Origin of the sequence: Mycobacterium sp. ACS4331 (genome assembly GCF_001667265.1) — a bacterium.
Lineage (GTDB): Bacteria > Actinomycetota > Actinomycetes > Mycobacteriales > Mycobacteriaceae > Mycobacterium.
In genome coordinates, this window is record NZ_LZHW01000112.1 from 1 (window position 1) to 10,310 (window position 10,310).

The window sequence follows — 10,310 nt, forward strand, 5'->3', positions numbered from 1 at the left end:
TCCGGGACTTCCGGGGAACGCTGCGACTGGTGGTGGTACACGCCGTACGAACCTCCATCGCAGGACACGACGCGGGGGTGAGATCATCACCGTCGCGCCCACGGACCAGTACCTGTAGCCGACCCGCCACACTCGTTCGTGTCGTGTCCGCCTGACGGCAACCTTCCGGAAAGCCCGCACTGGCACCGTCGCAGACGTGCGCGTCGCAATCGTGGCCGAGAGTTTCCTCCCGAACGTCAACGGCGTCAGCAACTCGGTGCTCCGGGTGCTGGAGCATCTGCGCCGCACCGGACACGAGGCGCTGGTGATCGCCCCCGACAATCCGCCCGGGCAACCGCCCGCGGACCGCCTGCACGACGGCATTCGCGTGCACCGGGTGCCGTCGCGGATGTTCCCCAAAGTCACCTCGTTGCCGTTGGGCATCCCGTGGCCGCGGATGTGGCGGGTGCTGCGCGGTTTCGATCCCGACGTGATCCACCTGGCGTCGCCGGCCCTGCTGGGCTGGGGAGGCGTGCGCGCGGCGCGGGATCTGGGCGTCCCCTCGGTCGCGGTGTTCCAGACCGATGTGGCCGGATTCGCCCAGAGCTACGGCGTTCCGGTCGCCGCCCGGGCCGCCTGGGCGTGGACGCGGCAGGTGCACACGAAGGCCGACCGCACCCTGGCGCCATCGACCTCGGCGATCGAGAACCTGGCCGCGCATCGAATTCCGCGGGTGCACAAGTGGGCTCGCGGTGTGGACGTCACCGGATTCGCGCCGTCGGCGCGCAGCACCGCACTGCGTGAACAGTGGTCACCCGACGGCAGGCCGATCGTCGGATTCGTCGGACGCCTGGCGCCCGAGAAGCACGTCGAACGCCTGGCAGCGCTGGCGCACCGCGACGACCTGCAACTCGTGATCGTCGGCGACGGGATCGACCGCGCGAAACTGGCCGACGCACTGCCCTCGGCGGTGTTCACCGGGGCGCTGCACGGCGAGGCGCTGGCACAGGCCTTCGCCAGCATGGACGTCTTCGTCCATCCCGGTGAACACGAGACGTTCTGCCAGGCCGTCCAGGAGGCGATGGCCTCGGGCCTGCCCGTGGTGGCGCCCGATGCGGGCGGGCCGCGCGACCTTGTGGCACCGATGCAGACGGGCCTGCTGCTGCCGGTCGGCGAGTTCGAGCGGCGCCTGCCGGTCGCGGTCGACCACCTGCTGGCCGAGCGGTCCCGCTACGCGACGGCCGCCCGGCGCAGTGTGCTGGGGCGAACCTGGCCGGTGATCTGCGAGGAACTGCTGGGCCACTACGACGAGGTCATCCGCGAACGGGCGAGGCGCCCCGGCCGGCAGCAGCGCCGACTCGCCTAACCCTGCGCCAATTCCGCGACGGGCTGCCACTGCTCCCAGGTCTTGATCCGCTGCTCGTAGTCGGCCTTGGCCAACTGCAGCGGCAGGGAGCCGAAGAACACGCGCAGCGGCGGCTCGGGCGCGTCGACGATCTCGAGGATCGCCTTCGCCGAGGCCCGAGGGTCACCGGGTTGCGCGACACGCTCGCTGCGGGCGCGGTCGGCGGCCGCGTGGACCTCGTCGTAGTCCGGCAACCGGGTCGCGTGCTTGGCCGACGAACCGGCCCAGTCGGTGTCGAAGCCGCCCGGTTCGACGAGCGTCACGTGGATGCCGAACGACTCCACCTCCTGCGCCAAGGCCTGTGAGAAACCCTCGAGCGCCCACTTCGAGGCGTTGTAGATGCCGACGTTCTGGAACGCCGAGATGCCGCCGATCGACGACACCTGGATGATGTGCCCGCTGCGCTGCGCCCGCAGGTACGGCAGCGCGGCCTGCGTGATCCACAGCGCGCCGAACACGTTGGTCTCGATCTGGGCGCGGGCCTCGGCCTCCGACAACTCCTCGATGAAACCGAACTGCCCGTAGCCGGCGTTGTTGACCACGATGTCGAGTCGGTCGAAGTGCTCGTGCGCGGTCTTGACGGCCTCGAAGTCCGCCGCGCGGTCGGTCACGTCGAGCGCGATCGGCAACAGCGCGTCGCCGTAGGTGGCCACCAGATCATCGAGCGTGGCGATGTCTCGGGCCGTCGCGGCGACCCTGTCACCGCGCTCCAGCGCCGCGATCGCCCACTCGCGACCGAAACCCCTTGATGTCCCGGTGATGAACCAAACCTTGTCTGACATGTCTTCCTCTCCCCATGTGCGCTTCCTACCCGCCATACAAAGTCTGATGCCGGACGCCCATTCCCGGGAGGCAGAAGTTCACAGGTAGTTTTAACCGGGTGAGCCGCGCATCGTTGGACAAGGATCCTCGCGAGGTGGCGTCGATGTTCGACGCCGTCGCTCGCCGTTACGACCTGACCAACACCGTGCTGTCGTTGGGCCAGGACCGGTCCTGGCGACGGGCCACCCGTGCCGCGCTGCAGATCGGTCCGGGCGACGCCGTGCTCGATCTCGCGGCGGGCACCGCCGTGTCCACGGTGGAACTGGCCAAATCGGGTGCCTGGTGTGTGGCCTGTGACTTCTCGGTCGGCATGCTCACCGCGGGTGCGGGGCGGCCCGTGCCGAAGGTGGCCGGCGACGCGACCCACCTGCCGTTCGACGACGCGGTGTTCGACGCCGTGACCATCAGCTTCGGCCTGCGCAATGTGGTGGATCATGTCGAGGGTCTGCGGGAGATGGCGCGGGTCACCAAACCGGGTGGCCGGCTGGTGGTGTCCGAGTTCTCGACGCCGACGGTGCCGGTGTTCTCCCACGTCTACAAGGAGTATCTGATGCGGGCCCTGCCCGCGATGGCCCGGGTGGTCTCCAGTGACCCGGAATCCTATGAGTACCTTGCCGAATCGATCCGGGCGTGGCCGGACCAGCAGACGCTGGCTCGCCAGATCGCGGACGCCGGATGGTCAAATGTCCGGTGGCGCAACCTGACTGGCGGGATCGTAGCGTTGCACGCCGCCGTGAAGAACTGACCGGCTCCCTCAGAGGATGCTTTTGTTGCGCTTGATACGGCGACGCAGATCCTTCATCAGCACGGTGTAGTTGTAGGTGCGGATGAACCGCGGGATGAAGCGGTTGACGAATGAGACGAACAGGAACAGGTGCTCGAAACGGCGCCGGTCCTCGTCGGTCCACTCCAGACCCATCTGCTCGCGGAACACCGGTGCCAGAAAGCCGTTGGTGAGGAACTTGAGCAGTGGGGCGAGGATCACCCGCGGGATCACGTTGATCATCTTGAGGTCGAGCAGATGCAGGATGTAGTCGCGGACGAAGTCGTCCATCTGGATCCGTTCGCACGCGGTGTTCCAGTAGACGTCGAAGTCCCTGCGGGTGGCCGGCCACTGGTCCTCGAGGACCTGGAGCGTGGTGCCGATGGTGATGGCGCTCTGGTAGAAGGTCTCGGCCTGCTCCTCGGTCATCGCGCCGTGCAGGAGCTGGTGGGTGTCCTCGTAGAAGATGAACAGGCAGGCCGCAACCCACAATTGGAGCTCACGGTTGAACGCGTTGTACTTCACCGGGCTGTCCTCGGTGGAGCGCACCTGCCGGTGGGCGACATTGACCGCCTCGCGGTAGGCGTCGCGCTCCTCCTGAGTGCCCAGGATCGCGACGGCCAGGTACTGGGCCGTCGTGCGCAGGCGCTTCCACGGGTGGTGCATCAGCGATCCCGACTCGACGCGGCTCTCCGCGACGCCGTAGCCGACCTCGGGCCAGCTCATCTGCATCGCGACGTTGGCCGCCGAGCCTGCCGCGGACCAGAAGTCGAGCGCGTCGGTGAGGTCGAGTTCCCTCCTGCGGTCCCAGCGCGGGGTGCGCTGGGTGATCTGGATCCGCGTCTGCTCGCAGGTCAGTCGGGGCGCTGCGTCGGTCGTGGCGTACTGAGCTGGCATCGCGTGTCCTTTCGAGGTGGATCAGAGGGTCTTGACGTCGTCGACGAGCCACCGGTCGCCATCGCGGACCAGCGACACCACCATTCGGTAGCGCTGCTTGTTCCCCTGCGGGGCAGTCACATTCGTGACCTGTTGATCCACGAACCCGACCACGGTGGCGCGCTCGCCGTCGAACTGCTCGACGGCGACGTGTTCGGCGGTCGCGGCCGCCACGCCCTTGCTGGTGACGACGATGTCGCGCAGGGCCGCCACCATCTCGTCGTACTTCTTGGCGAACTCGGGTGTGGAGCGCTCCGTGATGGTGCCCTTGTTGGCGTCCAGGTTCTGATAGTCGAACGACGCCATCGCGGTGAGGTAGTCGCGTGTGGTCGCGGTGGCCTCGCTCTGCAGGCGCTGCAGTTCGCTCTGCTGATACAGCGTGTAGCCCAGCGCGCCGGCCAGGGCGAGGAACGCGGCCGCGATCGCACCGGCGAGCGCGCGGCGCAGCCAGGAGCGTGCGGGTCGCGAGCCCTCGGTGGCGGCCCCGGTCCCGGCCTCGTCGATCTCGTCGGCCTGGACCGCAGCCGGGTCCTCGGCGGTGGCGTCCACGTCGACCGTGTCGTCCAGGGTGTCCATCTCATCGCGGGACATCGTTACCTCTCAACATCATTCGCCACTTGTAGACGAGCTCAGCCAGCGTCGGGATCTTCATCGGGTCGCGGGCCACGGGTGGGCCGATCACGCCGCCGGGGACCTGGGAATTCTGCATGCCCAGGTCGTTGGGCCGCGGGGCGTTGACCGCACCGCGCATCTGCATGTCCGGCGACGGCGGACAGTACCGCACCAGGTTGGGCTGCACGGGGCTGAGGTCGCCGATCGCGCGGCGGTCGACGTCGTGTACGCACACTGGACCCTGCGTGGCGATCAGCGCGAAGTCCGCGCGGTCCTTCTTCACGATCGACGACAGGTCATAGAGACCCTGTGGGATCGCCTGCAGGCCGGTCTGCAGCGACTCGGTCCGGTCGCCGATGATCGGCGCGACGGTCGCGAGGTTGGCCAGCGTGGCACCGAACGTGTCGCGGTAGGTGTCCATAACCTTCTGCACCGACGTCAGCGTCTCGGGCGCGTGGTCGGTCAGGTAGAGGAACACCGGTCCGCTGTCGTCGAGTTGTGTCGTGAACCGGGCACTGGCATTCATGCCGCGCACAAAGCTGTTGCCCTGACCGGCCATCGTGGTCACCAGGTTGGCGGTGCCGGCGATCAGCGGTTCGAGTTCGCCGACGCTGTCGTGCATCCGCTGCGAGATGTCCGCGCCGTTGTCGATCAGCGCGGCCAGGCTGGGTCCCAAACCGCTGAACGAGTCGGACAGTTCGGTCGAGACGTCGCCGACGGCCTTGGCGTCGATCTTCTTGGCCAGACGACCGGCCTCGGCCATGACCTGATCCATCTGGACGGGCTGCCGATCGGCGGGGGCGGCGACGGTGTCGCCGGAGGCCAGGTACGGCCCGTCATTGGACTGCGGCAGCAGGTCGACGCTCTGGATGCCGGCCGCGGTGCCCATGCCGACGGTCATGATGGCGTCGCGCGGGATGCGGGTGTCCGGGTCGACGGCCAGCCGAATCCGGGCGGTCCCGTCGGGACCCAGTCGGACGTCGTCGACGGTGCCGACCTCGACGCCGCGCACGGTCACACTGGTGCCCGCGGTGAGCCCGAACGCGTCGGTCATCGTGGCGTTCAGCAGCAGGGGAGTGCGGAAGCCCTGTGAGCCCGCGACGAATCGGATACCGAAGGGCACCACGATCGCGGCGATCACCGCGAAGATGGCGACCTGGACGACGACGAGTCTTCTCAATGCAGGCCCCCCGAGAGGAATCCGTCCAGTGCCTCCTGGCCGGTGATCGGGGTGCCGTTGACGATCAGGCCGCCCGTGAGCAGTTTGTCGATGGTGCCCGGAATGTCCAGGGCTCCATCGAACATCAGGTAGTCGCCCTTGACCGACGACCCGAACTTGTCGAGGAAGTTGTTCATGGTGGCGAGCGTGTCGTTGAGGCGGTCGTTGTAGCTGCCCAACTCCTTGACCACGGCGCCCGCGTCCTGCACCAACGCCGCGGTGTCGGCCTGGGCGAAGACCGCGTTGGCCGTCGACGCGAGCGCGGTGGTCGAGGCGAACAGCGTCGCGATCTTGGCCCGCTGGATGTCGAGCATCGCCACCACCCGGGGAAGGGCGTCGAGATAGCGGTCGACAATGTGCTGTTCGCGTTCGAACTGGGTACTGATGTCGGCGGCCAGGGTCAGGGCCTGGTCGAATTCGCCCTGGTGCTCCTGAGTCTTGGCGGCCAGCACCGACATCGCGTCGATCAGGCCGCGGATCTTCTCCGAACGCCCGCCGAACGCCTTGTCGAGTTCGGCGACGATCGTCGTCAGCTGGTCGACACCACTGCGCGACATCAACGCCCCGAACGTCGCGAGCGCGGTCTCGATCTGCGGACCCAGTTCGGTCTGGCTGGGCGGGATCACGTCGCCGTCGCGCAGGATCGCCGCGGTCGGTTGGGCCGGTGCGGACAGCCGGACGAATGGATTGCCCAGTGCTGAGGGCAGTTCCACGCTCGCGATGGTGTTGCTCGGCAGATTGCTGTCGGCGCGCACGCTGAGTTGGACCGAGGCGCCCGACGTCGCCAGATGCAGTGAGCTGACCCGGCCGACGACCTTCTGCCCGTCGCGCACATCGGCGCCGATCGCGATGCCGTCCGCCGTGGGCAGCACCACGGTCACCGTCATGCTGTCGCCGGCGGTGCTGCGGCCCAACGGAAGATCCTGGATGCCGAGGTCGGAGGCGGCCCACAACGCGGTCGCGCTCAGGGCGCCGATGGCCGTCAACGCGACCGCGGTCGACGATGGTTTACGCATGGGCGCTCACCTCGGATGGTTCGGGTTCGGGGGCGGGATCACGCCGGTGACGGCGCTGACGATGCCCAGTGGATCGGAGCGACTGATCGGAAACTCGATGGGGTTGACCAGGCCGATTCCCGAGCAGATCGGCCACTGGGTGCGTTCACAGAAGTTGTGTGCGTCGGCGAACTGCGTCAGCACCGAGGACACGTTGAGACGGATGCGGCCGCGGCGGTCGGGGCCGATGGTGTTCGACAGGTTCTGCATCATCAGCGGCACCAGGTCCATGAACTCGGCGAGTTCGGGTTGCCGGTGGGTGAGGATGTCGCCGACGGCGTTGAGGTTCTCGGCGACCGCGCCGAGGTCGTCGCTGTGCTCGTTGACCACGGCGCTGACCGAGTCGAGCACGGTGCGCAGGTCGGTCATGGTGCCGGTGATGTCCAGGTCCTGGTCGGCCCACGAGTCACCGAGCGCGCCAAGGGAGTTGACCAGGTCGTTGAGGGAGACCTGACGCTGGTTGAAGGCCGTCATGATGGTGTTCAGGTTGCCGACGACGGCATCGATGTCCTCGGCGCGGGCGCCGAGGACGCCGGTCGCCGAACTGAGGTTGCGCACCGCGGCGTTGAACTGCTTGCCCTGACCGCGCCACTGGTCGGCGCCCCGGGACAGCAGTTGGCCGAGGTCACCCTGGTCGGGGCCCAGCGATTCGGTCAGCGTGCTCAGGCTGCCCAGCATGGAGTCGAACGTGATCGGTGCATGTGAGCGCTCGACCGGGATCACCTGGCCCTCAGCCAGGGCCGGGCCGGTGCCGGTGTAGGCCGGTCCGAGGTCGACGCTGCGGTCGCTGATCAGCGCCGGGCTCATGATGTAGGCGTTGACGTCGGAGGGCAGGGAGACGTCGGAGGGCAGCGACATCGACACCCGCACCGTGCTGCCCTGCGGTGTCACCGCGGTGACGCGTCCGATCGGCACGCCGAGCACCGTGACCTTGCTTCCGGCGTAGATGCCGTTGATGTAGGTGAAGTCGGCGTGCAGCGTGCGGGCGTTGTCGGTGCGGGCGAAGACATACCACCCGGCACCGCCGATGAACGCGATCAGCACGGCCGCGAAGACTGCGGCCCGCCGCTTCATCGGCACGTCCTCTGCACGTTCAGGGCACACAGCAGGTTGTCCGGCATGATCACCGACGGCGAGTTGACGTCGGCCCAGTTGCCGTTGCCGGTGGAGTTGGTGACGGCCCGCAGGGCCGGCGGCATGTTCTGCAGCGTCGCGTCGATGCGGTCCGCTCCGGCCTTCAAAGTGGCTGTCACACGCTCCAACTGACCGATCACCTCGCTGAAGTCCTGTTGCTTGGCGGAGTACACCGCCGCCAGTTCCCGCACCACGGCCCGCAGATTCGTGACGATCTGCGCCAGCGCATCGCGGCGGGCGGTGAGCGCCGAGATGATGCGGGCCGCGCTGGCGGCGGTACCGGTCACCGCGTCGTTCTGCTTGACCATCAGATCCGACAGCGACCGCGAGATGCGCAGCAGCTCATCGAACTTGTCGCCGTTGCGCGCGAAGACCGCACTGGCGCTGCTGATTCCGGCCAGCGCCGCACTCAGATCGGTGTTGTCGGCCGGGATCGAGTCGTTGACCGTGCGCATGGCCTCGGTGAGCATGGCCTGGTCGACGCCCGCCGCGGCGTCTTCGGCCTTGCGGCCGACCTCGTCCAGGCTGTACGGCACCGTGGTGCGTGCCAGCGGAATCACGTTGCCGTCCTCGGGATTGACGGTGCCGGCTGGCATCACGTCGAGGAACCGCTTGCCCAGCACGGTGCGCAACCGGACGGTCGCGGTGGTCTGGTTGCCCAGGGGCTGACCGTCGTCGAGCCGGAATCCGACGCGGACGTGGTCACCGGCCAGTTCGACGTTCTCGACGCGACCGGCGGGCACACCGGCGACGTAGACGGGGTCACCCGTCGTCAGACCGCTGGCGTTGGCCATCTCGGCAGTGAAGGCGTCGGTGCGCATCTGGTAGGTGAGCCGGGGCAGGCCGATCGTGATGAGCATGAGCACGACGAGGCCGATGGTGCCCAGGGCTCCCAACGCATACGGGATCGTCGGGTTGTGGCCGCGGTCCTTCTTGAGAAGGAACATGACCGCGCCGACGAACAGGTCGATGAGCTTGACCAGGAACATCATCTAGATGCACCCCTCGGTGTGTCGGCTTCCGAAGATGTTCGCCTCATGGCTGGCGATCTTGATCGTGAAGTTGCACAGGTACAGGCTCATGAACCCGCCGTAGCTGCTGGCCCGGTTGATGGCGTCCGCGAATCCCGGCAGCCTGCCCAGCAGCCCCTCGAACTCCGGCGTGGTGGTCTCCCAGACACCCAGCATCGATTTCAGGTCGGTGATGGCCTCGCCGTAGGCCGCGCCCGACTGGGTCACGGTGGCGGCCAGCGTCGCGAGCACCGCGTTGCTCTGGTCGAGCAGCAGTTCCAACTGTCCGTCGGGGCCGGTCACCGTGTCGGTCAACCGCTGCAGGCCGCCGAGCATCTCCTCGAGTTGAGGTTGGCGCGCGTTCACCGACCGCATGAGCGACGAGACGTTGGAGATGAGCGTCGTGAAGATCTGCTCGTTGTGCTCCATCGACGATGTCATGGTGGCGATCTGCGTCAGCAGGGCCGTCACAGTCTGGGCCTGGCCGCTGAACGTCTCGACGAAGCCGCGGGTCAGGGTGTTCACCTGCGTGGGTTCGAGCGCGTCGAACAATGGCTTGAACCCGTTGAGCAGCGCCGTCAGATCCACCGCCGGGGTGGTCTGGGCCAGCGGGATCACGCCGCGGTCGGCCAGCAGGGTGGGCGCCTCGTCGGTGGAGACCGACATGATCGAGCCGCCCGGATTCGCCAGCGCGATGTAGCGCGCGCCCAGCATGTCGCCGTAGCGGACCGCCGCGGTGACGTCGGAAGTCAGCGTGTACTGCGATTTGACCTCGAGTCCGACGTCGGCGCGGGCCGTGCCCTGACCGTTGTTCGCGAACCGGATCGAGTCGACCCGGCCGATGCGAATCCCGTTCATGGTGACCGGGTTTCCGACGCTCAGGCCTTCGACGCTGCTGAACTGCGCGGTGTAGGTGTGGGTGCTGCCGCGCACCGGAACCGACAGTGTGTTGACCACGAGCACCGCGCTCGCGGCGCCGGCCGCACAGAACGCGCCGACCTTGGCCCATGCCTGCCAACGAATCGTCATCCGACCCGCACCTCCGTACCCCGGACCAGCGGACCGAGCATGACCACGGTCGCGATGTTGGGGGTGTCCTGCGTCCCCCGGCTGTCCGTATCGCGGTTGAGGACTTCGCTCTCCAGCACCGACAGCGCGCGTGCCTCGCGGTCGCCGCCGACGATCACCGATGCCGGGGCGGCCTCGGCCGGGAAACCAGCGTCGGGACCGGGGGCGGGACCCGGCAGGGGAGCGACGGGGGGGGGGGGCGGCCCCCGGGGGGCGGGGGGGGGGGGGGGGCCCGCGCCCCCCCCCCCCCCCCCCCCCGGGGGCGGCGGCGCGGGGCCCCCCCCCCCCCCCCCCCCCCCCCGAACTC

General features: G+C 68.2%; 11 protein-coding genes. 2 read left to right on the forward strand and 9 right to left on the reverse strand.

What is annotated here, in order from left to right; all coding sequences use genetic code 11:
- Positions 1-196 precede the first annotated feature (196 nt).
- The gene (locus tag A5727_RS26090) at positions 197-1,345 is read left to right on the forward strand and encodes a glycosyltransferase family 4 protein (protein ID WP_068257597.1); all 1,149 of its coding nucleotides are present in this window, start codon (positions 197-199) and stop codon (positions 1,343-1,345) included.
- On the opposite strand, the gene A5727_RS26095 is transcribed toward A5727_RS26090, so the two are convergent.
- On the reverse strand, positions 1,342-2,166 hold the full coding sequence (locus tag A5727_RS26095) for an SDR family oxidoreductase (protein WP_068257601.1): 825 nt from the start codon (positions 2,164-2,166) through the stop codon (positions 1,342-1,344). The two genes, A5727_RS26090 and A5727_RS26095, sit on opposite strands and share 4 nt — an antisense overlap.
- A gap of 98 nt (positions 2,167-2,264) precedes the next feature.
- Between A5727_RS26095 and A5727_RS26100 the strand changes: the two genes are divergently transcribed.
- A complete protein-coding gene (locus tag A5727_RS26100) occupies positions 2,265-2,951 on the forward strand; it encodes a demethylmenaquinone methyltransferase (protein WP_068257603.1) in 687 nt (228 codons plus the stop codon).
- Positions 2,952-2,960: 9 nt separating this feature from the next.
- Here the strand turns inward: A5727_RS26100 and A5727_RS26105 are convergent, their stop codons facing one another.
- Genes A5727_RS26105 through A5727_RS27715 form a run of 8 tightly spaced genes read right to left on the reverse strand, consistent with a single transcriptional unit; the run spans position 2,961 to position 10,122 of the window.
- On the reverse strand, positions 2,961-3,866 hold the full coding sequence (locus A5727_RS26105; RefSeq protein WP_068257606.1) for an oxygenase MpaB family protein: 906 nt from the start codon (positions 3,864-3,866) through the stop codon (positions 2,961-2,963).
- Between the two features lie 21 nt (positions 3,867-3,887).
- A complete protein-coding gene (locus A5727_RS26110) occupies positions 3,888-4,496 on the reverse strand; it encodes an Rv1363c family protein (RefSeq protein WP_082950049.1) in 609 nt (202 codons plus the stop codon).
- The gene (locus A5727_RS26115) at positions 4,483-5,697 is read right to left on the reverse strand and encodes an MlaD family protein (RefSeq protein ID WP_068257610.1); all 1,215 of its coding nucleotides are present in this window, start codon (positions 5,695-5,697) and stop codon (positions 4,483-4,485) included. Before A5727_RS26115 ends, A5727_RS26110 begins: the two co-directional genes overlap by 14 nt.
- Positions 5,694-6,752: an MlaD family protein gene (locus tag A5727_RS26120; protein WP_068257613.1), complete on the reverse strand. Its 1,059-nt coding sequence runs from the start codon at positions 6,750-6,752 to the stop codon at positions 5,694-5,696. Before A5727_RS26120 ends, A5727_RS26115 begins: the two co-directional genes overlap by 4 nt.
- A 6-nt stretch (positions 6,753-6,758) precedes the next feature.
- Positions 6,759-7,865: an MCE family protein gene (locus A5727_RS26125; protein WP_068257616.1), complete on the reverse strand. Its 1,107-nt coding sequence runs from the start codon at positions 7,863-7,865 to the stop codon at positions 6,759-6,761.
- Positions 7,862-8,917 (reverse strand): MCE family protein, encoded by a 1,056-nt coding sequence (locus A5727_RS26130; protein WP_353612289.1) that lies wholly within the window; start codon positions 8,915-8,917, stop codon positions 7,862-7,864. Before A5727_RS26130 ends, A5727_RS26125 begins: the two co-directional genes overlap by 4 nt.
- Complete coding sequence (locus tag A5727_RS26135; RefSeq protein ID WP_068257619.1) at positions 8,918-9,964, reverse strand: MCE family protein; 1,047 nt, start codon at positions 9,962-9,964, stop codon at positions 8,918-8,920. It lies immediately after the preceding gene.
- A complete protein-coding gene (locus A5727_RS27715; protein WP_157521574.1) occupies positions 9,961-10,122 on the reverse strand; it encodes a hypothetical protein in 162 nt (53 codons plus the stop codon). The genes A5727_RS26135 and A5727_RS27715 overlap by 4 nt, the downstream gene beginning before the upstream one ends.
- Between the last annotated feature and the right edge of the window lie 188 nt (positions 10,123-10,310).